Here is a 25,099-nt window from a genome sequence, read left to right on the forward strand (position 1 = left end):
AGCTTTCGGACCCAATACCAGCACTCGGCCAGCGCCAAGTCGCGACTCGCTGCGAAGCGGTGCTCAATTCGCTGTTCGTCGAACTCGGTATCGTCAAAACAACCCAGCGTCGGCGTCAATCCCCTGAGAGTCCGGATCAGCGCGAGCTGGGTAGAGATGCGATCAACGGCAGGACCAAATCGCGCCTTCTGCGCGAACGCCAGCCCCCGCTCGGCTTCGGCTTGCACCTCTTCAAGTGGATCGCCGGCCGCCAGAAGATTCGTGTTTAAGTGGCTGCAGCAATGCGCTGCAAAGGTCAAATCGCCGCTTTGATTGGCTGCTTCGAATGCGCGACGCACCAGATCGCGACCAGCCCGGATATGACGCGTCCAAGGCATGACGACGTTTCCGAAGCCCATCAAGGCCCTGGCCTCGAAACGTTTCAGCCCGCGCTGCTCGACCAAGTCGTACCCAAGCCGGCCGAACCGGAAGCCAGCCTCGTAATCGCCGAAGCACGGTCCAGCGATCTTGCCACCCAGCCATGCGTAGGCGAAGCACGAGCCGTCCGAGTTGCCGCCTTCGAGACTGAGATTGACGACCCGACAGATGATGAGGGAAACCAGATTCCTATCCTTATACGCGGCAGGTAACGCCAAGGTCGTCAGAACATCGAGAGTCGAGAGGGATGCCGGCTCGCTCATCAAAGGCAGGTCGACCACCGCCTCGATTGGACGATCCCCCAGCGTTGACCAGATCCGCTCGTATTCGCGGCGCGCTTCCTCGGCAGTCGGATGCGCCGACCAATCAATGCCCAGATGCCGGAGGTACTCAAGACCGACGGCGACCGCGTCGCCACTCCGATCTAGCGCAACGTACAAATTCATGCGTAAGCACGCAACCGACGCACACTCGGCTGTCGTCGTCGCACGGGTCGACAGCGCCTCAAGGTGCCTTTGCGCATCCGCCAGCGCGCCAGTTAAAAACTCGCATTCGGCCCGAATGAATTCCAGCGCGAAGACGAGATCCCTTCGGCTCGTCCAGCCACCGCTGCGTACCAGCGCAGCGCCGGCCGCGAGATACTTAAGCGCCGCGGCGTAGGCGATGGATGCCTTGGCGCGTCTTCCGGCGATTAGGTTGAATTCGGCGAGTTGCTCTCTCTCCGCTTGGGACGGCATCAAATGGATTGCCCGGTTGAGCTGATTGACGATCTCGAAGATCGCCTTCTCGCGCTTCTCGGCGGGGGTGCGCTCGGCCAGCAGTCTCCCGATTCGAAGGTGTACTTCGCCGCGCAGCGCTTTAGCGATCAGCGAGTACGCAGCCTCCTGAACGCGGTCATGTACGAACCGGTAGATGCCCGCCATGCGCTCGACCCATTCCTGACGGACAGCCGGCCATAGCGTGGCGTGGACCTGCACTTCTGACGTCCCGAGAACAACGGCAATGGTCGACGCATCGGCGACGTTGCCAAGGCACGCCATCTGCGCCAAGGCCTTCTGCGTTTCGGGTGGCAATCGTTTTAATTTCTCGACCATGAGGTCGACGACATTATCGGAATAACGCTTGGCGTGAATCTGATCGAGATCCCAGGACCAACGCGCCGCGTCATGGCGGAAGGTCAACATGCCCTCGTCGGCCAGCGACGACAGGAACTGAATGGTGAACAGTGGATTTCCGCCGGTTTTCTCATGTACCAGGTGTGCGATGGGCGCGGCGTGTGTCGCCTCGCAGCAGAGCGCGTCCGCCACCAAGCGTCGCGCATGCGCTTGCGTGAGAGGCGCGAGGACGATCTGCACGACCTTTGTGCCGGCGGCCTTGATCACCTCAAGCTTGCGTACCAGTGGATGGTCTGGCGACACCTCGTTGTCGCGATACGCGCCGATCAACATCAAGTGCCGCAAATCGGATACGGTGAGCAGGTTTTCGAGCAGATCGAGCGTTGCCGCGTCGAGCCATTGCAGGTCATCGAGAAAAAGCGCCAACGGATGGTCCGCACGGGCGAAGACGCCGATAAAACGCTGGAAGACCCGTTGAAATCGCCGCTGCGCGTCCTGTGGCGGCAGCTCGGATACCTGCGGCGGCTCTCCGACGATGAACTTCAGTTCGGGGACGATGTCGACCATGAGCCGTGCGTTGGGACCGAGCGCCTCCAAAATTGCATCGCGCCAGCCAGCGAGCTCAGTCTCGCTTTTGCCGAGCAGCGGTCGCACAAGGCCCTGGAAGGCCTGGGCGAGCGTCGCATAGGGGATGTCACGCTTGAACTGGTCAAATTTGCCGGCCGCGAAAAGCCCGTGTGTCGGCACCAGTGCCTTGTGCAGTTCGTTGACGACCGCAGACTTCCCAATGCCGGAATAGCCAGAGACGAGTACCAGTTCCAATGTTCCGCTTTTGGTGATGCGATCGAACGAGGCGAGCATTGCCTCGACTTCGCGTTCGCGCCCATACAGCTTCTCAGGAATCAGCAGCCGCTCAGGTGTGTCCTCCCGGCCGAGCGAAAAGTCCTCGATATGTCCCTGCCCCTCCCACTGCGCCAAGCAGCGTCGCAAGTCGCGCTCGACTCCGCCCGCGGTCTGATAGCGCTCCTCGGCGGTCTTGGCGAGCAGCTTCATGATGATCGCCGAGACTGGAGCCGGGACATGCTCCAACCGCTCGCTGGGCGGTATGGGCCGACTCGCAATATGGCAATGCACCCACTCCATGGGACCTGCTGCGACGAACGGGAGCGAACCCGTGAGCAACTGATAGAGGGTGACGCCGAGTGCGTAGAGATCGCTACGGGCGTCGATCGAGCGGTTCATGCGCCCTGTTTGCTCCGGCGCCATGTACGCAAGCGTTCCCGCAATGGTCTCGGGAGGTTCCGGCGCCTGCCGCTCGCGCGGCAGGCGTGAAGCGATGCCAAAGCCAGTCAGTCTGACCTCGCCATTCGCGCTCACAAGAATGTTGGCCGGCTGGAGATCCTTGTGCACCAAGCCGTGTTGATGCACCTGACTGAGCGCGGCGGCAATCCGGGTGGCCAAACGCAAAAAGCGGTCTGTTTCCGCGGGTGCCCCTAGCAGCCGGCTAAGCGGCTCGCCTCCCGCGTCATCCAGCAGCAGCAGTGTCTGGCCGCCTTCGCGGACAAGTTCGATTGGTCGCGCCGCCCACGCGCTATCCAACTCGTCCTTTAATGCGTACTCATGCAAGAGCCGATCGAGGCTCGCCGGCGTTGGTTGCTCCGCAATCGGGGTGGCGGCCAGTACCGAAGTTTGCGTGCCGTCAGGGTGCGAGCGCCATGTTCGGCAAAAGGCGCGATCGCCGTCCTCCCACAAGATTTCTCGGGAGCCGCTCTCGGCAAGCGCACCGAACCGAAAAGAGGAGTCCAACTGTGGGCCTCCATCGTTGAGCCGGTTGCCGCTGCAGGGCGCAAAAGTGCCTCGCGGCCAGACCGTCGGGAAGTCTAGTTTGCCACAGCTGACAGCCGTGTAAAACGTCTGACTCTTGAGCTCTGACCGGAGTTCCGGACACGCACGTCTCGATTTCTCTTGCCTTAAAGGCTACTTGAACTTCCACAATGAGCCCCTGCCTTCTCCTTCGAGGACGGGATAATGCAAAACAGCCACGTTGACCTCACGTTGAGTGAGCTTCTGGACGCGAATGCACGCTTTGATCTGGCAGCGAAGGGCACAACCAATCATTGTCCAATGGCGCTCATCGCGCTAGCCAAAATGGGGGCATCTCCGTTTCGACTGCGGGAATTCTTTGACATGTGGGAGCGCGAGTATGCGTTGCCTGCTCCTGGCGGGAGTCCAATCATCGGCCGCAGCGAATGGTCGCGGCACTTGGGCGACACCGCTGCATTCGCAGCATTGCGCCTTTGCTTTCTGGACTGGATAGCTGAGGACGGCGCCATCACGGTGATTAACGGTGTACTGAACGAAGTGCCATTCGCGCCGGCAAGCGGAGCGTTTCATGCACTCATCCGAATCGCATACGGTATCGAGGCAGAACATCGTGGCGAGATTGCCTCCGGCCTGGCGGCATTGGTGTCGTCGCATCTGCCCATCGCCGTCAATATCAATGGCAGCCGCTGCGCCGAAAGTGTCGACGCGGCATTTAGCGGGGCTGCCCGGGTAATGGGCAACGACGTTGTAGGTGGCCACTCCATTGCGGCACGTTTGCGCGCCGTAGCCGACGATGTGCGGTTCAGACAGGCAATCCCTGCGCCTCCGACCTCTCCCTCGTTGCTCGACGACGTAGCTAGAACAACCATCGCCGCGTACTGGCGTACGTCAGACTTCACGGTACTGCACACTGTTACCGCTACGCACGCGGCGCGCATCTTGTTCGCCCAGCTACCTGACTCGCTCGTCATTCACTTGCTGAGCGGCTTGTGGATTGCGCTTTGCGCGGCTTTCGCAATTGTGCGCAGGCCCGAGAACCTCGAATCATGTGCGCCGAACGTCGACAGCGGCTGGAACGAGATATGCAGGAAGGCCGTGCTTTCAAATGATGATCACGTGATCAAGATGACATACACATGCTTTTGCGAAGACCGGCGCCACCCGTCTCCACTCTATCGCGCCTCGGCGGCGCGGCTCGTCGGTTTGGCTTAAGTCAGTCTTGCGCGATAACACGCCTCACTCGTCCGGTGTCCGGCTGTTATCCAAATGCCCTGCAATAAGCCACTTTCCGTCGGGTTGACGCACAAGGCTCATGATGTTTGTACCCGAGTGTTGCAGCTTGCCATCGATAAAAACTTTGTAGGGCGCCCATATCATCGCAATGTCGTTATCGATACGGACGTAGGGGTCGTAGATTTGCTCGTCGACGACACCGGGGGGAAAGTCTCGCTCGAACAACGCCCGCAGGCTATAGTGCAGAACGTGGCCTTTGCGAATGATAGTGGCGCCGCCTTCAGGCATCACCTGGGCAAGCATGGCTGCCCGATCGCGTCGGCGTAGGCCGTCGAGCAGTGCTTCAAGAGGTGCGAGAACCGCCTGCTCTTCAGGCGTCAGATGCGTAAACGGCATGAGGAAATCCTACTGGAGTCAGCGTCGCCGGATGATACACCTCGATAAAATTAGCCGCCCGGAGGATCAATGCCGCACCGTGGTGGCTAACTCATCGTCGCCGGCGCTTGTGCACTATGCGCGCGCCAGCGTCTGTCGGATAACCTGTTCGAAACTTTCCACGGGCTGCCCACCCGTCACAAGGTAGTGTCGATCGAAGATGATTGCCGGCACCGAGTGAATGCCCAGCGCTTGGTATTCACGCTCCTCGTCACGGACCTCGTCGCCAAAGGCCCCGCTTTGAAGTACGTCACGTGCCTTAGTGCCGTCGAGCCCCACCGATTGCGCCGCTTCCAAAAGAACATCGTAATCGCTCGGATCTTTGCCTTCACCGTGATAGGCCCGTAGCAGCGCAAGCTTCAGCGGCAACTGTTTGCCTTCGATCCGAGCCCAATGTAGCAAGCGGTGCGCATCGAAAGTGTTATAGACGCGTGTGCGAGGTCCGAAGGCAAAGCCGACGCTCGCGCCACGCTCGCGAATCAGTGCCTGCGTGTCGGCAATCTCTTCCGGCGTGCGACCGTATTTCTTACCAAGATAGTCGACGATGGCCTCGCCCTGCGGTCCCATCTGCGGATTCAACTCGAAGGGGTGGATGTTGATTTGAGCGTCGACGGCTTCCCCGAGTCGCGACAGCGCAAGCTGGAGTGCAGAAAGACCGATCGCGCACCAGGGGCATGAAATGTCGGAGACGAAATCGATCGCAAGCGGTTTCGGCATGGGTTTCATAACGGAGCTCAATGTTGCACTGTCGATACTATAGAGGGGACGAGGGGACGAGACCGGGGCGGTCATTCGACACGCGGTTTTCGGTTTCGGCCCGAGCGGCCGTGTTAACCCATCGCGCCACCGATTTTCATCGCCATGTCGGCACAAGCCGCTTTTCGTGTCTATGACCCGTGCAACGCGATATGCGGGGGACGCGCGAGGTGGCCGGTCTTGACCCACACGCGAGCCCCTCGGGAGCCAGCCGTTGCACGAAATACCGCACCGGCCGGAAGCCTGAGCCACGACCATGCGGTGAACCGTTCGCTACGCTCTTCGAAATCACCGTCGAGTACCAAGAACTCGGCCCCGCCTTGCGGAGCCCACTCGATCACTTGATGACACGCCCAGCGCTCGATGCACACCGTTTCATGCTCGGTCGAATGCAATGGCATCACCTCGACGCCCGGGCGCGTCAATGCGTGCGAGAACGTGCGCTCGTTCGTGCCGATGCGCACAACAGCACGGTCTTCCTGGTCGAACTGCCACAGTTTCACAAAGATGGTACACCCTGGCTCAGAGCCCGGCGTATGGCGCGAAGACGGCGGATTACGTACGTAGGAACCGGCTGGAAAATCGCCGTGTTCGTCGGAAAATACGCCGTCAAGCACCAGGAACTCTTCGCCCCCACCGTGTGTATGCGCGGTAAAGCGGCTATGTGGCGCATAGCGCACGATCGACGTCGCGCGCGCAACCTCATCGCCGATTCGGTCGAGCATGCGCCGCTCGATGCCGGCAATGGGCGACGCGACCCACGGAAGCTGTGCGGCATGTACCGCGACCCGCCGGGTGAAGTCTGCGTTGAGTTCCATGGTGCCTCAAAAGTCTGAATGGCAGGCTTAGGCCGCCGCAATGCTCGGACGTGCCGCGACGCGCGCATGCCATGCCTTGAGATGCGTCAGCGTCTCGGGCACCTCGAGCTTGAGGAAATCTGCAAGGCTCATGCCGGCAAACGCGGTGATGTCGGCCATCGTGAAATGATCGCCTGCAAGGTAGGTCTGCTGGCTCAGTACTTTATCGAGGTAGTGCATGCCGGCCATGCCGCGCTTGAGATTTCTCTCGCCCCATTCGCGGTTCTGATAGAGCTCGATCTTTTCACCCAAGCCCGGGGTGGCGTGATGAAAGTAGGTTCCAAACGCATCCAGCAGTTCGACTTCGGCACGGCGTTGCATCATGTGAACGATCGCGCGCTCTTTGGCGGTACGGCCAGTGAGCGTCGGTTGCCCATCCAGATGATCAAGGTATTCGGTAATCGCGGTGCATTCGGCGATCGTGGTGCCGTCATCGAGCTCGAGCACCGGCACGGTGCCCGACGGATTCTTTGCCAGGAACTCTGGCGTGCGGTGCGCGCCGGAAAGCAGATCGACCTGAACGAACTCAACGCGGCTGGTGAGACCCTTCTCGGCGAGCGCGATACGCACGCGGACGGGATTGACGAAGCCCTTGTATTCGTAAACCTTCACTTGTGATGCTCCAGAAAATGAATAGCTTGGCGCATTGACGAACGCGCAGCCGCGTCGCACTTAGTCAACGGCCCACAAGTCGAGGTAATCGGCTCGGGATACACGGAACAAAGGGCGTCGCGGTTGCCCCGAGTATCGCAGAGACCTTTGCGGTCTGCAGGGAAGCCCTCTTCAGCCTTTCGGCGCGGACGTCGTGCGTAGGCAGGCGCCTGCGTCGCTGCCTGCGCGTATGATTTGAACGATTCTTAACGCTTTGGAGTTGCACGACATGACTGAGCCGTTATCGACCATCGAAATCGAGACCGCCCCTGATCCCCGCTTCGCCGTCATTGTGATGCACGGCCTTGGCGCCGACGCGAACGATTTCGTGCCGCTGATTCCCGAGCTGGGTTTCGCTGATGCGCCAGCGGTGCGTTTTGTGTTTCCCAATGCGCAGGAGATGCCCGTCACCGCAAACGGGGGGTACGTGATGCGTGCGTGGTTTGACATCCGCGCGTTTGACAGCACGGGGCGTCAAGTTGACGAAGCAGGCATGGATTCGTCATGCGCGAGCGTGCGGCAACTCATCGAAGCGCAGAACCAGCGAGGCATTCCCACCTCCAACATCTTCCTCGCGGGCTTTTCGCAAGGCGGAGCCATGACGTATTCGGTTGGAATGACGCATCCTGAGGCGCTCGCCGGACTCGTCGTACTCTCCGGTTATGTCCCGTCGCCAGCGTATATCGAGAACCGGTTGAGCGAGGCGAATCGCGCGACGCCCATCTTCGCTGCGCACGGCATCTACGATGATGTTTTGCCGTTCGAGCTGGGAGAGGCTGCGCGCGACTTTGCGATTGCACACGGTTGCAAGGTCGATTGGCGTGCGTATCCGATGCCGCACTCGGTGTGCGCGGAAGAAATCGCCGCGCTGCGGGAGTGGCTGCATGCGCGCATTGCGGCATCGGTTTGACGTCGCTTCTGAATTGATGCGGTACGGTGTGCCACAAAACACTGTGATCCGATTTGCCTCGAAAGAGCTCGCAGCGCCAGCACGGCTAACATCCGCTACGCTGCGAAAATGGGGACGCGCGAGTATCATCCGTATCCATCGCGCGACCTTGCCATGTATTCATCATGCGTATCCTCATCGTTGAAGACGAATTGAAAATGGCCTCGTACCTCCGCAAGGGCTTGATGGAGGCCAGCTTCCGTGTCGATACGGCGTTTGACGGCAAGGAGGGCCTCTTTCTCGCGCTACAGGAAGACTACGATCTCATCGTGCTCGACGTCATGCTGCCCGAGCTCGACGGGCTGGCGGTGTTAAGGCGCCTGCGCGCGCAAAAGCGTACGCCGGTCCTGCTGCTGACGGCACGCGACACGGTTGAGGACAAAGTCGTCGGCCTCGAGTCGGGCGCAGACGACTATCTCGCCAAACCGTTCGCCTACGCGGAGTTTCTCGCCCGGATTCGCGCGTTGTTGCGCAGGCCCCTGCAATCAGTCGATACCGTGCTTGCAGTGGGCGATATGGAAATTGACCTCCTACGACGCCGAGTGCGCCGCGGCGCTGCACGCATCGAACTCACCGCGCAGGAATTCGCGCTCTTGAAACTTTTGGCCGAGCGCCAGGGCGAAGTCCTCACCCGCGCATTCGTGACTTCGCAGGTCTGGGACATGAATTTCGACAGCGACACGAACGTTGTGGACGTCGCCATCAAGCGCCTGCGCGCGAAGATCGACAATCCATTCGAAAAGAAGCTGCTCCATACGGTCCGCGGGATGGGCTACGTCATGGAGGAGCGAGCGTGAGCGTCAGCGTCAGCACTACAGCGACGACGAGAGGTGCGTACTCCTTGTTGAGGCGCCTGATTGCAGCTTTCACGATCGTCGCCGTATTGACGCTGTCTCTAGCAGGCGCCCTGCTCTACCACTCGCTCGCAAACCAGTTGCGCCAACGCGACGATCACGAAATCTCGGTCAAACTCGACGAGTTCCTGATGGAGGCGCGCCAATTCGGCAGTGTGCAAGACGTCGCGCGCGAAGGAGACGTTTTCAGGGAGCAGATGCTTTCTCATCCCGCGATCACGTTCGCAATCCTCGATGGTCGCGGCAATGCGCTCGTCAAGTCGGACAAACCGGGGCAAGCGCTGACGTACATTGGGCCGGGCAAGTCGGCGCCAAGGCAGCCTTATTCGTGCGCTCCTCCAACGATCGGTTCTGCTCGCTGCGTATTCGCTGACGAAAGCTTACCAACCGGTGAGGTCATTCGTGTTGAACTCGCACATGCCGCAAATGTGCGAGATGCAGTGCTGCATCAATATCAGGGCGACGTCTGGCTCGTGATCATGGGCGGCTCTGCACTGATGGGCCTGCTCGGCTACGCGATCGCGAAACGCGGGTTGTCCCCTGTGAAGATGATGGGTCAGCGCATTTCACGGATCGAGGCGCACAAGCTGGGCGAGCGGCTTGAGATAGACACAGCACCCGTCGAACTTCACGATATCGCCGTGCCCGTCAATCGTATGCTCGACCGGCTCGAACGCGCCTTTGCCCGGCTTTCCCAGTTTTCGTCGGACCTTGCGCACGACATGCGCACACCGCTTGCCAACATGATCAGTGCTTCACAAGTCACGCTCTCGAGGCAGCGATCCACTGAGGAGTACGAGGCATTGATCGACTCGAACATCGAGGAGTGCGAAAGGCTGCAGCGCATGATCGAGACCATGCTCTTTCTCGCACGTGTCGATCATGCGCAAGAACCGCTCAAGCTAGCGGATCTCGATTGCGAGGTTGAGTTCGCCAAGCTCACCTCATACTTCGAGCCGGTTGCGGAAAACCAGAACATTCGCTTCGTCATCGAGGCGGTTGCGCCTGTTCGCGCGGATCCCATGATGTTCCGGCGTGCGCTCAGCAACCTTGTCTCAAACGCACTTGAACACGCTAGCGCGTCATCCACAGTTTCATTGCGTGCGTACGCGTGCGGCAAGGACATAGTTGTGGCGGTGACGAACAGCGGCCCAACGATCCCCCCTGAGCACATAGGCAAGATTTTCGATCGGTTCTATCGAATCAACGCTGCTCGGCAGGGATCGGCAAAGAACATGGGACTTGGCCTCGCGATCGTCAAATCGATTATGGAGCTCCACCGAGGGCGGATTGACGTCGCAAGCGACTTCGGTCTCACGACGTTTACGCTGTCCTTCCCTGCTCCTGATGTAACCGTGACAGCCGACACGGCGGCCTGAACGCGCACGCGGCTTTCCCGCTCTTTCACGATTTTGCGCGCGCTGCCATGGTGCGTACGCTTGCCGTCCCAGATGTCAAAAATGACATCCTGCCGCCATCCTCGCATCACTCGCTGATAACGACAATGCTTGCCTCGACACCGAGGGAGGCAATGCATCGCGGCTTCCGTAGTCCTCGACGTTCATTCGATTAGCGAGAGCTTTGCGTGAATAGTGATTACCGTAAGCGCCTGCAGATAGCGATGTTGGGCGTCGGCGCCCTCATTGTGGGCGCGGCCGTCGTGGCCACCCATACGCGGGCTGCGCCCCCTGCAGCCGAAGCAACCACGACGTCCCCAGCAGCCGATTCGGCTCCGCGGCTTCCCGACTCCGTAAATCTGTCCGCCGAAGCGCTCGCTAATGTAGGCCTTCGCTACGCGAACGCGGAGTTGCGGCCGGGCGTCCAGATCATCGCCGCAACGGGCGTCGTCGCGTTCGATGCGAGGCATTTTGCCAAGCTGAGCTCGCCGTCGCGAGGCCGAATCATCGCTGTCGACGTGGCTGCGGGCGACCACGTCCACGCGGGCCAACGGCTCGCCATGCTCGACCAGTTCGATCTGGGCGACGTACGGAGCCAAGTCACGAATGCTTCTGCTGCCGTAGCCGATGCCAAGGCAGCGCTCGATGCGGCGAATGCAGCACTCGCGCGTGGCACCGAACTCGTCCCCACGGGCGGTATTGCACAAAGCGAGCTTGAACGACGTCGCACAGCCTCGGCCGATGCGCAGGCAATGCTCGCGTCGCGGCAGGCCGAGTTGCGCAAATGGCTCGGCATGCAGCAACGCTTGATGCCGCTCGACACTGGCGCAAAAAGCGGCCAGCACACCGGCGCCCTCGCTCGATTGGGACCGGGCGATTCACTCGGCGCGCTCATCGCACCGTTCGACGGCGTGATCGGCAATGTGGGCGCCGCTGCTGGCGACATCGTCGATTCGGCCGCGCCGATTCTCACGCTCGCCGACTTGTCGACGATGTGGATCGAGGCGAACGTCTCCGAACGCGACGCTGCGGCGGTGAAACCCGGCCAAAACGTCACTGCCCACATCGACGCCTACCCCGACCGGCAATTTATCGGCCGCGTCATCGACGTCGCCGCCCAGGCCGATGCCAGTACGGGCACCGTCGGGGTGCGCTGCGAATTGCCAAACCCCGACGGCGCGCTGCGCGCGAACATGTTTGCAACTGTGACGATCGACGTCCCGCTGGGTCACGACGCTGTGCTCGTTCCCGATGCGGCCTTGCAAGACGTAAACGGTCAAACTGCCGTCTTCATCCCCGCAGGCAACGGACACTTCACGTGGCGGGTCGTCCATACCGGCGGGTATGCCGCCGGCGGCATGACGCAGATCGTGAGCGGCCTGGCCGGAGGCACCCGTGTCGTCGCCCAAGGCAGCTACTGGCTCAAAGCGGCCCTGATGAAGGGCATGATTCCCGACGAAGGCTAACCAGCGAACGCGTGCCATGATCATCAAGCTTGTGGAGGCGTCACTGCGCAATCGCGCCGTCGTATTGATCGCTGTTCTCGCAGTCGTTATCGCCGGCGTCTTCAGCATGCAGCGGCTGCCCTTCGATGCCGAGCCTGATATTTCGCCGGTCCAGGTGCTCATCACGACTCAGGCGCCGGGCCTCGCCCCGCTCGACGTCGAGCGCTCGATTACGGCGCCCGTCGAACTCGCACTGCAAGGGCTGCCCGGCATGCAGAGCCTGCGCTCGATTTCGCGCTATGGCCTCTCGGTTGTCTACGTTCGCTTCGCGGATAGAACGAACATCTTTCTCGATCGAAATGTCGTCTCGGAGCGCTTGCAAACGCTCCAGCTTCCACCTGGCACGAGTGCGCCACGGCTTGGCCCCTTGTCGGACGGATTGAGCGAGATCTATCAGTTTCAGGTGCGCGGTCGTGGACAGTCGCCAATGGCGCTGCGCACACTGCTCGATTGGGAGATAGCACCCAAGCTACGTCAAGTGCAGGGAGTGGTCGACGTCAATGTGAATGGCGGTCTTCTCAAGACCTATGAAGTGCAAGTCAATGACGATGCGCTGACACGCTACGGGCTCTCCGTCAACGATATCTACAATGCCGTGCAGATCAACAACGGCGCCACAGGCGGCGCGACGATCGAGCACAACGGCGCAGAATCAATCGTCCGTGGCGAGGGACTGCTGCGCAACACGACCGACATCGGCAACATCGTTTTGCGCACCGCGCCTGGCGGCGTGCCGCTTTATGTACGAGACGTGGCGCGAGTCACCGAGGCGCCGATGCCGCGCCTTGGCGCAGTGACGCGCGACGCCAAAGGTGAAGCCGTGGTCGGCGTGGTGCTGATGGGTCTCGGGCAAAACACACGCGTCGTAGCGCACCGTCTGCAGGATGCCATCCGAGCCATCGACAAAACGCTGCCGCCTGGCGTCGAAATCGAGCCTTACTACAATCGCGCCGACTTGATGAACCGCGTACTCGACACCGTTGCTCACAACATGGTGGAAGGCGCCGTACTCGTCATTGCGGTGCTGCTCCTGCTGCTCGGCAACGTGCGCGCTGGCTTCCTCGTCGCGCTGGCGATTCCGCTCTCGATGCTCGTAGCCGTCATTGTCATGTACGCAGCCGGCATGTCGGGCAACCTCATGAGCCTCGGCGCTATTGACTTCGGCCTGCTCGTCGACGGCGCCGTGGTGATGATCGAAAACGTCGTACGACGGCGCGCACATGCGCCGGCACAGCCGATCGTGCCGCTGGTACGCGAAGCCGCAATAGAGACAGCGCGCCCCGTGACGTTCGCCGTCCTCATCATCACCGCCGTCTACCTTCCGATCCTCAGTCTGCAAGGCATCGAGGGCAAGATGTTCAGGCCGATGGCGATGACGGTCATTTTCGCGCTCGTCGCTTCGCTCGTGCTGACACTGACATTGATGCCCGTGCTTGCGAGTTTTGTGCTGCGTGGCAAGGTAGCAGAGCATGAAAGCCAAATCGTGCAATGGGTCAGGCGCCGCTACGAGCCGGCGCTCACACACGCCTCACGACGCCCGGCGGTGGTCATCGGGATTGCAATCGCGCTGCTCGCCGCGGCATCGCTCGCTGCAACGCGGCTCGGGGCCGAGTTCCTGCCGCGCCTCGAGGAAGGCGCATTGACCGTCACCACAACGAAGCTACCAGGCATTTCCGTGCAATCGGCCGTCGAGGCCCAAACGATGGTCGAACGTACACTGATGCGCTTTCCTGAAGTGCAATCGACAGTGACACTCGGCGGCAGCTCCGAGATTCCCACCGATCCGATGGGCGTCGAGCAGAGCGACACGTTCATCATGTTGAAGCCGAAGGCGCAGTGGAAAACCTCCGACACGCAGGACGGCCTCGTCGAGAAGTATTCGGCCGCACTTGAGAGGTCCGTGCCCGGCTTGACGCTCGACTGGGCGCAACCAATCGAGATGCGTATGGATGACCTGCTGGCGGGCGTTCAGGCCGACGTCGCTGTCGTGATTCACGGCAATGATCTGCAAACGTTGCACGATACCGCTGAGCGCATTGCCGCTGTCATCGCGCGGGTGCCCGGCGCCGCCGACGTTCAAGCCCAACAGACGATCGGGCAGCCTTACTTGCGGATCATCGTCAACCGCGACGCCGTGGCGCGATACGGTCTCAATGCGAGCCAGGTGCTGGATCTCGTTCAGTCGTTGGGGGGACGTACCGTCGGGACGATCGTCGACGCAGAAGGCCAATTCGACATTCGCGTGCGCATGCAGTCACACGACCGCGACGACGTGGCCAGAATCGGCGCATTGCGTGTGAGCGACGGAGCGGGCCGCGCAGTGCCGCTTTCGCAGGTAGCAGACATTCGCATGGAACCAGGGCCTTCTACGGTCGAACGGGAGGAAGGGCGCCGCGTCGTCCTCGTCCAGGCCAATGTGCGCGGCCGCGACCTCGCCGGGTTTGTTCTCGCCGCGCAGCATGCGGTCGATACGCAGGTCAAGCTCCCCCCAGGCTACACCGTCTCGTGGGGCGGAAGTTTCAAAGACCTGCAGGAAGCGATGTCGCGCCTTTATATCGTCGTCCCGATCGCGCTCGCTGTCATCTTCGTGCTGCTCTATCTGATGTTCGGCAGCCCGAGCCTCGCGGCGTTGATTTTCTTTAACGTGCCGTTCGCGGCGATCGGCGGCATCTTTGCGCTCTGGCTACGCGGGCTGCCGTTCAGCATTTCCGCGGCAGTCGGCTTTATCGCGCTTTTCGGCATTGCCGTGCTCAACGGCGTAGTGCTCGTGAGCTACATCGTCGAGAAGCGCGCCGCCAGTGGCCTCAGCGCTAGGGAGGCTGCGAATCAGGCCGCCTGCGCACGGCTGCGACCGGTGCTCATGACCGCAACCGTCGCGAGCCTCGGCTTTTTGCCGATGGCGTTCTCGTCGAGCTCCGGCGCCGAAGTGCAGCGTCCACTTGCAACCGTCGTCATTGGCGGGCTCATTTCGGCAACCTTTTTGACCTTGCTCGTGTTGCCGTCCGTCTATCCGTGGTTCGATCGTCGCAAACACGTCTCGCGCGACAGCGAGGAGCGTGAGACCGAAACGGAATTCGCACAATGACAAAGCGTGGTGAAACTGTGCTGACGCTCAAACGACCTATCGCCCTTTGCCTGCCGCTCTTGCTTGCGGCCTGTGCCGTTGGCCCCGATTTCAAGCAACCCGCGGCACCGGCCGGCGCGGGCTACACGCAATCGTCGCTGCCGCCGGAAACTGTCGCGGCCACTGGCGACGCGGGCAACGCGCAGCATTTCAACATCGGCGACGATATACCTAGTCAATGGTGGACGCTTTTTCAGTCTGCACAACTCGACGACCTGATTGCCCGCGCGCTCAAGGCAAGCCCCACGATCGCGGCGGCACAGGCTTCCCTCGCAGTCGCCCGCGAGAACATGCTTGCAGCGCGGGGCTCGCTGTTCCCCAGTATCGGCATCGATGCGTCGGCGAGTCGAAATGAAACTTCTACGGCGAGCCTCTCGCCGGTCGCCGCGAACAATCAGCGAATCTATTCGCTTTACACGGGCGAGCTGACCGTCTCTTATTCGCTCGACGCGTTCGGCCTCAATCGCCGCATGATCGAATCGGCTGCAGCGCAAGCTGACAACCAACGCTTCGAGCTCGAAGCTGCTTATCTGACGCTCAGCAGCAACGTCGTGGCGGCCGCCATCAACGTTGCTTCACTGCGCGGCCAGATCGACGCACAGCAAAAAGCGATCGAGGCAAACGTCGAGCTCTTGCACGTGCTCGAGCGCGAGGCGGCGCTTGGGGAAATCGCACAAGCGGACGTGCTGCAGCAACAAGCCGTGCTCGCACAGGCGAGAGCGGCGTTGCCGCCCTTGCAAAAGCAAGTGGCATTGCAACGCAATGCGCTGACTGCGCTCGTGGGAGGGTTTCCCAATGAAAGCACGGCCGAAGACTTCGATCTCGCGCGCTTGCATCTGCCGGACGATCTCCCCGTCAGCCTCCCTTCACAACTTGTCGAGCAGAGGCCCGACATTCTTGCCGCGGCGGCCGCATTGCATGCCGCGAGTGCCCAAGTGGGGGTAGCGATCGCGAGCCGATTGCCACAAATTTCGTTGAGCGCGGCATTGGGCACGTCTCCGAATGCGCTCGCCAACGCCTTCACGCCCTACAACCAATTCTTCTCGTTAGTGGGAAATGTGGCGCAACCGATCTTTCAGGGCGGCACGCTGCTGCACCACCAACGCGCGGCCCAAGCCGCGTTCGATCAGGCGGCGGCGCAATATCGCTCTACCGTGATCAATGCGTTTCAGAACGTCGCCGACGTAATGGAGAGCATCCAGGCGGACGCGAGAACGCTGCAAGCGGCCGTTGAAGCGCAAGAGGCCGCCTCAAAAAGTCTCGAGGTGGTCACGCAACGCCTGCACGCCGGAGAGGCGACGTATTTGTCCGTACTCATAGCGCAGCAGGCCTACGAAACCACACGCGTCGCCGCAATTCAGGCGAGAGCCGCGCGGCTTGCTGACACCGTTGCGCTGTTTCAGGCCATCGGCGGAGGTTGGTGGAATCGATCCAATGTTCGCATTGCATCCAGTGCGATCAGGTCAACGCGAACGCCCATCCAACCAGTGGAGTGAATGGGGCAAGGACATCGGGAGGGACCGTGGCGGAACGAACTCGATATGCCATGGGCCACGAGCGAATCACAACGTCAGTGTGATCGCCGGTGAAGTTGGATAGAGGCTGATCGAAGGTTACAGAAATCGCTCTGCATTACAGCGCAACGAGAGCAAGTCATGCGTCTACTCCCATCGAGGGAAGAGACAAACGGGCGCCTTGATTTTCATGTTCTGATCGACGCATGGGTTGCCCGCGTAATCGACGAGCTTTCGCGTTGACGATTTCTCATGCGCGCTTGAATGGATCGATTGCGGCCGCGTTGCACAGCCGTTCAAGAACATAGCGAATACCAAAACACCCAGACCTCGTTTCACGTTCTCGTCGCTACCCACGGCACATTGACAATGTGCCATTGTCCGCTCTGCCGCCTGATTGGAGCGTGACACGAAGATGTCTTTTTTGTCACTTATGGGATGTCGACCGCCGTGCCCTGCATGGCGTCGCCCGGTGTGTCGAGCACTGTGACATCGATCTCGCCGACATCCCCGTTGACCGGTAAGCCGCAGGATCGCGCCGAGTCGCCTCTTTGCGGCTAACCACCCAGCCGTCCGCGACGGTCAAGTCCTCGGCGGCGAACCCATAAAGCGGTGACCCGTTATCGGCGCGAGCGAGTTCGATCAACTTTGCGCGAGCGGCGGACGCGGCTTCGCGCACTGCCGGCGAGACGCTCGCAGCCGTTTGTCGCACATACGCGGTGCTGCCACGCGTTTCGATGCACGCGGTTTTTGGTTCGCGGCCCACATGTTTTAATTGGGCCATCTACTTCCGGCCCGTTCCCCACGAGGACTGTCATTTCATACCGCCTGCCTGTGCGTTATCGCAGACCTCAACGAAGCAGCGAACAGCCGCTGGCAAATCGGCGCTGCGCCGCCACGCCACGCCGAGGTCTGTGGTCATGCAGCGGTCCGCGAGCTCTCGCGCTTCGATCCGCCCTCCCTCGAGTGACCATGGGCGGTACATGGTGTCGCAGATGATCGCCATTGCCGCACGCGAAGCGACGAGGCTACGCACAGCCTCCACAGACGAGGTCTCAAAAATGATTTGAGGCACCAGATTAGCGTCCATCCACGCACGCGAGACCTGTCGGCTCAGCTCCTCGTTTCTCCATGCAACGAGCGGTCCATCGATGATGTCGCGCAAATGTATCGCCTGCGCGTCGAGCAGCGGGTGCCCCGCATGCAACCATAATCGGTTCTTGGACCTCGAGAGCACACGGTGCGCAATTGCATCGGTGTTTTCGAGGTTGGAAACGACCAGCAGGGCCGCGTCAAGACCGCCGCTCAGCAACTTGCTTTCGAGTTCCGGGCGGTGGCCTTCGATCACGGACACCTTTACATCGCCGTATGCGCGCGTGAACGCGGGCAGCACGGCCCCGAGGCAGCAACCCGCTGCCATTGACGACACGCCCAGCCGCAACCGGCCCGATACCTGGGTGTCCGGTTGACTGATCGAATGCGGGATGTCGTCCAGTGTCGTCACGATCTCGCGCGCCTTCTTTAGAAAGCGGCGGCCTCCCTGAGTCAGGCTGACTCCGCTTGGCGAACGCTCGAGCAAGTTGATGCCAAGCTGTCTCTCCAGACTCTTGATGGCATCCGTGACGGCCGATTGAGTTACATGCGTAGCGATAGCAGCGCGGGAAATGGACCCAGCCTCCGACGCGGCGATGAAATAACGAATCTGCCGAATCGAAATGTCCACCCGGGAATGCGCACCGGCTCGAGGCACATCATCGGCAAGCAGGGCGGTCCTTGCTTGTTGGTGCTTACCAGATTTGGCAGCAAGTTCACTTTCTCTAGCACGGATCAACGTCTCGATATCCATATGTTATCGGTACTTTATCGCGATTGAAAACAATGCCGCCGGCATTGATAAAGCAAACAGCATGCCTATATTTAAGGATACTCAAAAAATGAAAGAAAGCAATTGCTCAAAAAGATTGTTTTAAAAATGTAAAAACAGAATCCCGTATCGCTAATAAATATCAATCCCCAATTTAGGGCATGAGCGCACCCAAACGATGCCAGCCGGCAAATCGCGCTACGTAGCGGTCATAGCATTTAGTCGTGTATGACAAATTGCTGACGACATGGGGGCATCGGATGAATCGATACCCCCTAGCGATTTAATTAATTTGAGTTATGTATTTTTTTTATTTTTAATTTGGGTGTTTTATGCGCACATCAGCCTTGACGCCAAGCTGCGGCTGCTATGGGTATGCACGGAAATCATTGATTTTCGGGTCGACTTTTTTATATGGCACATGACCGGAGTTCCTTTCAAATGAAATCTTCGAAAATATCGCTGCGTAAGGTTGCGCGACTCGTAGCCACCACTTTGACTGGCGCTGCCGCTATCGGATGCGCTCAATTTGCGGACGCCGCAACGCCGCAACCGGTGGAGCTTTCCGAGGCGGTTCACAACCTCGGCTACATCGAGCTATATGTGGCGCAGCACGCGAAGATTTTTGAAAGGTACGGAATTGCGGTGCATGTTACGGCAGCCGGAGGCGACACGCAGGCATTTGCCGCCGTACTGGGCAAGACTGCTCAATTCGGCGTCGGAGATCCGACGATGGTCGAAATGTCGCGCGAGCGAGGCGGACCTGGCATGGTCGTGGGGACGCTCGTGCAGCGCGCCCATTATTTCGGCGTATCGAAGACGGTTGCAACTGCGATCAAAGATCCCAAAAACTTCAAAGGTTTGACGCTGGTTACGTCGCCGGATCCGAACACCAGCTATAGCGTCACAAAAAAGATGCTGCAGGACCATGGCTTGAAGCCCGGCGTGGACACGAAGATCCTCGAAGTCAACCCTGGCACGGAAATCGGCGCCATGCTTGCAGGGCGCGCCGACGTCGCTGTGGCTCAGCAACCGATGGTTGCGTCCGCGATGTCTCAGGGCGCAAGAGTCGTGTTCGACTTTTCGAGCTATGTCGGACCGTTCTGCAACACGGGAATCATGGTGCTGCCCGAATATGCCAAGGCACATCCCGACATCGTACAGGCGCTCGCCAACGCGCTTGAGGAAGCCGCGCAGCTGACGTACGCGAAGCCCGACTACGCGAAGGAAGTGGCGCGTGCTGAGTTCCCCGATCTGCCCGCAGAAGTAGTCAACAAAGCGATCGACATGGAGTTGCAATACAAGATCCCGGCCCAGACGCTCTCAGTCGAACAAGCGCAATGGGAAAAATTGATGGCGATGCAGAAGTACCTCGGCAACGTCCAGGCCTCGCTCACCTACAAGGACGTCATCGATAACAGTTTTGCCGCGAAGGCAGTCAAGACAGTCACGGCGGCTGGTGGGGTGACGGTCGCGGAGGCCAAATGAGCGTGGCGGCAGTCCGAGAAGTTTTGGTACAGGCGCCAAAGGCGGTTCCTGCCGTGGACGCCCCGCTCATCGCGCGGGGCGTCGGCAAATCGTACAGTGCCGATGATGGCGAATCGAATGAGGTCGTCGGTGACATTTCGTTCAGTCTGGGCGCGGGCGAAATAGTCAGCCTGGTCGGCCCCTCCGGTTGCGGCAAGACGACACTGCTGAACTTACTAAGCGGGCTTACACAGCCGACACGCGGTGCAGTGTTGTGGCATGGCCAGCCCCTGCGCGATGTACCTAAGGGCATCGGCTACATGTTGCAGAAAGACATGTTGATGCAATGGCGCACCGCACTTGCGAATGTGACGCTAGGCCTCGAACTGTCCGGAATGCCGCGTGCGGAGCGCGAGAAGGCTGCGCATTCGATGCTACGCAAGGTGGGACTGGGGCCGTATTTCGACTATTACCCGTCCGCTCTCTCAGGTGGCATGCGTCAGCGTGTAGCGCTCGCTCGTACGCTTATCACGGACCCCGAGGTCATCCTGCTTGACGAGCCGTTTGCTGCGCTCGACTTCCAGACGAAAGTCGTATTGCAGAGCGACATGGCCAAATTGGTAAGGAGTGAAGGTCGCTCGGTGCTGCTCATCACGCACGATGTCGAGGAAGCCGTTTCGTTGTCGGACCGGGTGATCGTCCTCACGAATCGTCCCTCGCGGATCAAGGAGATCCATGAAATTCAGTTGGACTGCGACCGCAACGACATGATGGCGGCGCGCGACGCGCCCGGCTTTACCGCACTCGTTCGCCAAATTTGGTCGCAGCTCGATGCACGCATGGGAATGCGCTGAAAAGGAAAGGAAATAATCGTGCTTGAAGATACCTATTCGCAGCAGGCGCCGCAGCGTGCATCGAAGCCACGCAACCGCTGGCGCGTGTTGCGCCGCTGGCGTTCAGTGCTTCTGGTAACAGCCTGCCAACTTGGCCTGCTCGCTGCGCTACTCGGGCTATGGCAGTTTGCGACATCCAGCCAGGCGCTTGCTTTCCTGTTTGGTTCGCCGAGCCAGATTTGGAGCATGCTCGTCAAAATGCAGGAGAACGGAAGCCTGATGCACGATGCCAGCGTAACCGGCATAGAAACGCTGCTTGGCTTTCTTATCGGTAACGTCGTCGGTACCGTCCTCGGCTTGTCGCTCTGGTACTCGCGCTTCGTCTCGAAGGTCATGCAGCCCTTCATCGTGGCATTGGGCTCTGTTCCCATTGTCGCTCTCGCGCCGATCATCATCATTTGGTTCGGTACGGGGCTCGCTTCGAAACTTGCGATGTCGACGTTATCAGTCGTGGTGGTAGCCCTCGTGATCGCCTACAAGGGGGCAACCGGCGTCGATGACGATCAGATCAATTTGATGCGCACGCTAGGGGCCGCTAAGCGGCAAATCTTTTGCAAGCTGGTCATCCCTGCATCGCTGCGCGATATCTTCGCGGGCCTGAAGCTCACCGTCGGCTTTGCGCTGATCGGCGCCATTATCGGTGAATTCATGTCTTCCTCGGATGGGCTTGGCCACGCGATTTTCAAGGCGGGCAGCCTTTACATCATCCCCGAGGTTTTTGCCAACGTGTTCGTCACGATCGCACTCGCGCTCTTCCTGTCGTTCATCGTCGGCAGACTCGAGCGTTTCTTGATGCCGTGGCATAAGTTCAATTGATAACCAGGCGGACGCGAGACCCCGTCAGGTCAAGGCACTCGCATGCTTTGCTTTCTCGTCACACCGTAAGGAGCACTTAGCAACCCATGAGCACTTTGACGACACATCACCAAGTCATCCGGAAGAGCGATCTCAAGTACGCATTAGCGGCGAGCGACAGCTTTATCGCTGAAGTGGTACCGGGCGAGACCTTCGAGGTCGAAACGGAACTGAACATTGGCGGCCACCTGATTACGGATATCGATGAAAAACTCGATGAGTCGAAAATCAAGTTGCCGTTCGTCAATCCGGCGACCGGGCCTGTCCGTTTGCGTGGTGCCAAGCCGGGCGATATGGTGGTGATCGATGTCCTCGAGGTCGGCGTGCACGGCCTTGGTTACACGGCGCTGTGGCCGGGCATCGGCATTTTTCCGGACTGGGTCCGCAACAAGGAATTTGGTATCCAGAACCGCAACGTCGTAGTGGAAAACGGCATCGTCCACTGGAGCGACACACTTAAGCTGGAAGCAAAGCCGATGATTGGCGTAATCGGCGTAGCTCCGGTAGCAGGCGGCACGCTGACCGTTGATAACGGCACTCACGGCGGCAACCTGGATATCCAGGAAGTCACGAACGGCAATCGCATCATGTTTCCTGTATTCCACGAGGGAGCATACCTATACTTCGGCGATGTTCACGCCTTGCAGGGCGACGCCGAGTGCAACGGCATGGGGGCGATCGAAATCCGTGGCCACCTCAAGCTTAAGGTCGATCTCGTCCGCGCGCCGGCCCAAATGACTTGGCCGCGCATCGAGACACCCACCCACATCTGTACCGTTGGCTGTGCGCGCCCGCTTGACGATGCACTGCGAATTGCATTCGAAGAAATGGTTTACTGGCTTGAAGAGGGCTACGGCATTCCTGCTGCCGAAGCATACATGTTGTTGGGTCAGATCGCCGAGGCGCGCTGCACGCAAATGGTGAATCCCAAATTCACCTACATCTGCAAAGTCGCAAAGAAATATCTGCCGAAGCGTTAATAAAACGACATGAGGCAAAGCGCATCATGAGTAAGGTGGTGGAGAGCTCTCTGCAGGGAGTTCCACTACCTCGGCGCTACTAAAGGCACGCGTTGACGGACATCGAGGCGGCGCGGATGTTAGTCACACCCCGCGGCACCGATGCGCAATCAGCGTTCGGAGGCTCAGCGGTGAGCCGAGGCCGAACCTCGAGGCGGGCCGACCGGGCTGGAACTGGGGCTCGTGGCTTTTATTAAGGACTGCGAAGGAAAAGTAATATGCCGATTTATGACTTTCGATGTGGAACGTGCGGACCGTTCACCGTCATGCGCCGCATCGCCGAATACAATACAGCATGTGCTTGCCCAAACTGCGGGGCTGCCGCGCAGCGCATGCTGAGCGCGCCCGCCTTATCGTTCATACCATCGACTTCACGTTCTGAACGACAAATCGACGCGCGTGCCGTGCGAGCGTCGCAGCATCACCATGGACCAGGTTGCGGCTGCGGTCCGAGCACGCACTCAAGCACGGTTGCCACTGGCAGTTCGCTCTTCCCCTCTTCCACCAAAAATCTTTAGCGACACTGCTTCATCCCGAGCCACGGCAAGACACCACCGTCGGCCTTGATATGATCCCGAGTGGTTTGAGTACTTCAACGTATCGAGGCTCTGGCAGGCCGCTGATGCGCCGCATATCCCCGCAAATTGGTGCTGCAGGAATCTGACGGACCGAAAGCGGCTCGAGACGGCGATAAGCTGGCACGGCAAGCTTGGCGAAATCTTCACCAACGTCCACTACGAGCGCCTTGTTGACGAGCACCAACGAGCCGTCTATCTGGGTTCGCAACGCTGTACCGAAGCTCCACAGCGCTTGCGATAGCTCTGTTTTACTCAGTGCCTTCTCAGGAAGGGGCGCGAGCTGCGGCTTGAAGTCATCCGCATAGGCGTACTCACCCGCCAAGCTTGTCCGTGTCGGTCGCTCGAATGGGATTCGCGAAATGCAGGATCCTGATTGGCGACAGCATCCACCGGCTGACGCTCGAATCGTGCTCACGCATGTCAGCTCAGGAAGCGCATGACAGAGCCATCCGACTCGGCCGCGATTTCATGGAGGAGAACCGCGACATCATTGCCGGTTATCAGTCGATTACGCGGTTCGAATTCATCACCTGCCATGAAATCCAGCGGACGCTGGAATATTCTGCACACCATCGAGCAATCACCGATTATTTCCACCATTCTCCGGCATTCCGCGAATCGGTCGAGTGCTTCGGGCTCCGCTATCACCGGAACAACTGGGATATGCTCAGCAAAGGGAAGCGTGAATATCGATTGAACAACTCCTCGAGCTATTTCATCGAGGAATTCGCGATATTTGCATGCCTCGTGAATCGACGCTTTTCCCTCACGCTCTCGGAGCGCGCAAGCCTACGTAATTTGCAACCGGTCGCCCTGCAGCATCTAGCACCACCAGGCGGTGATTTAGCGTGCCGTGATCTATCCCGCGGACCTCTCCGCCAACAGCGCGAATGAAGTCAATTAACCGTTGCATCCGGTTCGTCTGCTCGACGAATGCCGGTGTGTTCGGACTCAAGCCCTGAGCTGTTGCCTGTGCGAGGTAGAACTGCTGGGCTGCGAGCACAAGGTCCGCTACACCTTCGCCCACGCCTTCATCTCTTTCACGCTCAGCGCGAAGCCCCAACGCTCTGCGTGCGGCCCAGACAACTCGCACTTATCCGGAAACTCGATCACCGGCCGCTTGCTGTAAGGAGGGTGGGCGGCAACCCGGTCTTCGGGAACTCTACCCACAAGCGGTGCACAAAATCTTCGCCCCCCAGCCCTCGTAGCCTTTCCCCCATCCGTTCGCGCCCCCCGCTGCAATAGAACTTGCGTTTCGGAATTAGCGTTGTTCGCCCCTGGAGCAGCCGCGGGGCAGGAGAATCGCGCATTCGAGATGGGTGGCATCCAGTCTCCCCCACATCGAGCTAACTGTTGTCGTGACGGAATAATCGCGGCCGTCGTGTGTTCGCCCGTGTGATGCTGCTGGGCCACAGCCCGATTCCCAGCGTGATCTGGCCTTGTGTCCAGGCGCTTCACTGTAGCCGACGATGAAGCGCGGGACGCGCTCTGGCGTTTGAAAAACGGGATAACGGTGATTTATTGAAAAGTCTCTCATGTTCTGGCTGAGCCCCTCGCAATGCCGGAACACTTTGGGCCGACCGCTGGTCGGCCTTTTTTTTCGCAGTCGACCGCGTCAGGCGGAGATTGGCCAGTTGCGGACGTTCAATACCGGCTAGTGGCTGCTTTCGCGCGCGCATTAGTCATTTGCCCACCGAGGTGCGCTTCGAGAGCCAATACCGGTGTCGCGAATTAGCTTTTGGCTTTGGACTTGTTCAGGATCACGGCGGCGCTAACGAGAGTCTTCAACGCT

General features: G+C 59.8%; 20 protein-coding genes and 1 pseudogene. 13 read left to right on the forward strand and 8 right to left on the reverse strand.

The features are described 5' to 3' along the window. A partial coding sequence (locus tag VL598_RS02985; protein ID WP_325325218.1) for a serine/threonine-protein kinase PknK occupies positions 1-3,338 on the reverse strand: 3,338 nt, incomplete at its 3' end. 222 nt (positions 3,339-3,560) lie between these two features. On the opposite strand from VL598_RS02985, the gene VL598_RS02990 reads away from it, so the two are divergent. Then, positions 3,561-4,568, forward strand: coding sequence for a questin oxidase family protein (locus tag VL598_RS02990; RefSeq protein WP_325325219.1), 1,008 nt, complete (start codon positions 3,561-3,563; stop codon positions 4,566-4,568). Between the two features lie 24 nt (positions 4,569-4,592). On the opposite strand, the gene VL598_RS02995 is transcribed toward VL598_RS02990, so the two are convergent. The 4 genes from VL598_RS02995 to VL598_RS03010 form a co-directional block, all read right to left on the reverse strand. Next, positions 4,593-4,985 (reverse strand): hypothetical protein, encoded by a 393-nt coding sequence (locus VL598_RS02995; protein WP_325325220.1) that lies wholly within the window; start codon positions 4,983-4,985, stop codon positions 4,593-4,595. A gap of 114 nt (positions 4,986-5,099) precedes the next feature. Further along, a complete protein-coding gene (locus VL598_RS03000; protein WP_325325237.1) occupies positions 5,100-5,741 on the reverse strand; it encodes a DsbA family oxidoreductase in 642 nt (213 codons plus the stop codon). Positions 5,742-5,911: 170 nt separating this feature from the next. Continuing rightward, positions 5,912-6,598 carry a cupin domain-containing protein gene (locus VL598_RS03005; protein ID WP_325325221.1) on the reverse strand — a complete coding sequence of 229 codons (687 nt, stop codon included), beginning with the start codon at positions 6,596-6,598 and terminating at the stop codon, positions 5,912-5,914. A gap of 27 nt (positions 6,599-6,625) precedes the next feature. Beyond that, positions 6,626-7,249 (reverse strand): glutathione S-transferase, encoded by a 624-nt coding sequence (locus tag VL598_RS03010; RefSeq protein WP_325325222.1) that lies wholly within the window; start codon positions 7,247-7,249, stop codon positions 6,626-6,628. Positions 7,250-7,517: 268 nt separating this feature from the next. Here VL598_RS03010 and VL598_RS03015 point away from each other — a divergent pair, with 268 nt between their 5' ends. The 6 genes from VL598_RS03015 to VL598_RS03040 all read left to right on the forward strand — a co-directional run bounded on the left by VL598_RS03015 (position 7,518) and on the right by VL598_RS03040 (position 16,613). Continuing rightward, positions 7,518-8,198 carry an alpha/beta hydrolase gene (locus tag VL598_RS03015; protein WP_325325223.1) on the forward strand — a complete coding sequence of 227 codons (681 nt, stop codon included), beginning with the start codon at positions 7,518-7,520 and terminating at the stop codon, positions 8,196-8,198. Between the two features lie 164 nt (positions 8,199-8,362). After that, entirely contained in the window at positions 8,363-9,034 is a 672-nt protein-coding gene (locus VL598_RS03020) for a heavy metal response regulator transcription factor (RefSeq protein ID WP_325325224.1), read from the forward strand. Beyond that, the gene (locus VL598_RS03025; protein ID WP_325325225.1) at positions 9,031-10,470 is read left to right on the forward strand and encodes a heavy metal sensor histidine kinase; all 1,440 of its coding nucleotides are present in this window, start codon (positions 9,031-9,033) and stop codon (positions 10,468-10,470) included. Before VL598_RS03020 ends, VL598_RS03025 begins: the two co-directional genes overlap by 4 nt. Positions 10,471-10,676: 206 nt before the next feature. Next, on the forward strand, positions 10,677-11,954 hold the full coding sequence (locus VL598_RS03030; RefSeq protein WP_325325226.1) for an efflux RND transporter periplasmic adaptor subunit: 1,278 nt from the start codon (positions 10,677-10,679) through the stop codon (positions 11,952-11,954). Positions 11,955-11,970: 16 nt separating this feature from the next. Then, the gene (locus VL598_RS03035) at positions 11,971-15,078 is read left to right on the forward strand and encodes a CusA/CzcA family heavy metal efflux RND transporter (RefSeq protein WP_325325227.1); all 3,108 of its coding nucleotides are present in this window, start codon (positions 11,971-11,973) and stop codon (positions 15,076-15,078) included. Next, positions 15,075-16,613 carry an efflux transporter outer membrane subunit gene (locus VL598_RS03040; RefSeq protein ID WP_325325228.1) on the forward strand — a complete coding sequence of 513 codons (1,539 nt, stop codon included), beginning with the start codon at positions 15,075-15,077 and terminating at the stop codon, positions 16,611-16,613. The genes VL598_RS03035 and VL598_RS03040 overlap by 4 nt, the downstream gene beginning before the upstream one ends. Before the next feature lie 541 nt (positions 16,614-17,154). Here the strand turns inward: VL598_RS03040 and VL598_RS03045 are convergent. Both VL598_RS03045 and VL598_RS03050 read right to left on the reverse strand, forming a co-directional pair. After that, positions 17,155-17,337: pseudogene (locus VL598_RS03045) on the reverse strand (hypothetical protein); the annotation flags it as partial. Between the two features lie 108 nt (positions 17,338-17,445). Next, the gene (locus VL598_RS03050; protein WP_325325229.1) at positions 17,446-18,354 is read right to left on the reverse strand and encodes a LysR family transcriptional regulator; all 909 of its coding nucleotides are present in this window, start codon (positions 18,352-18,354) and stop codon (positions 17,446-17,448) included. A gap of 582 nt (positions 18,355-18,936) precedes the next feature. Between VL598_RS03050 and VL598_RS03055 the strand changes: the two genes are divergently transcribed. From VL598_RS03055 to VL598_RS03075, 5 genes are all read left to right on the forward strand, one after another. Beyond that, positions 18,937-19,983, forward strand: a complete 1,047-nt coding sequence (locus VL598_RS03055; RefSeq protein ID WP_325325230.1) for an ABC transporter substrate-binding protein — start codon at positions 18,937-18,939, stop codon at positions 19,981-19,983. Between the two features lie 53 nt (positions 19,984-20,036). Then, on the forward strand, positions 20,037-20,816 hold the full coding sequence (locus tag VL598_RS03060; RefSeq protein WP_325325231.1) for an ABC transporter ATP-binding protein: 780 nt from the start codon (positions 20,037-20,039) through the stop codon (positions 20,814-20,816). Between the two features lie 18 nt (positions 20,817-20,834). Then, on the forward strand, positions 20,835-21,671 hold the full coding sequence (locus tag VL598_RS03065) for an ABC transporter permease (RefSeq protein WP_325325232.1): 837 nt from the start codon (positions 20,835-20,837) through the stop codon (positions 21,669-21,671). An 86-nt stretch (positions 21,672-21,757) separates the two neighbouring features. Then, positions 21,758-22,690, forward strand: coding sequence for an acetamidase/formamidase family protein (locus tag VL598_RS03070; RefSeq protein WP_325325233.1), 933 nt, complete (start codon positions 21,758-21,760; stop codon positions 22,688-22,690). 257 nt (positions 22,691-22,947) lie between these two features. After that, positions 22,948-23,247, forward strand: coding sequence for a zinc ribbon domain-containing protein (locus tag VL598_RS03075; RefSeq protein WP_325325234.1), 300 nt, complete (start codon positions 22,948-22,950; stop codon positions 23,245-23,247). Between the two features lie 10 nt (positions 23,248-23,257). Here the strand turns inward: VL598_RS03075 and VL598_RS03080 are convergent, their stop codons facing one another. After that, positions 23,258-23,629 (reverse strand): hypothetical protein, encoded by a 372-nt coding sequence (locus tag VL598_RS03080; protein WP_325325235.1) that lies wholly within the window; start codon positions 23,627-23,629, stop codon positions 23,258-23,260. A gap of 23 nt (positions 23,630-23,652) precedes the next feature. Between VL598_RS03080 and VL598_RS03085 the strand changes: the two genes are divergently transcribed. Further along, the gene (locus tag VL598_RS03085) at positions 23,653-24,201 is read left to right on the forward strand and encodes a tRNA-dependent cyclodipeptide synthase (RefSeq protein ID WP_325325236.1); all 549 of its coding nucleotides are present in this window, start codon (positions 23,653-23,655) and stop codon (positions 24,199-24,201) included. Positions 24,202-25,099 lie beyond the last annotated feature (898 nt).

The sequence above is a fragment of the Trinickia sp. genome (genome assembly GCF_035492435.1).
In the GTDB taxonomy this organism is placed as follows: domain Bacteria; phylum Pseudomonadota; class Gammaproteobacteria; order Burkholderiales; family Burkholderiaceae; genus Trinickia.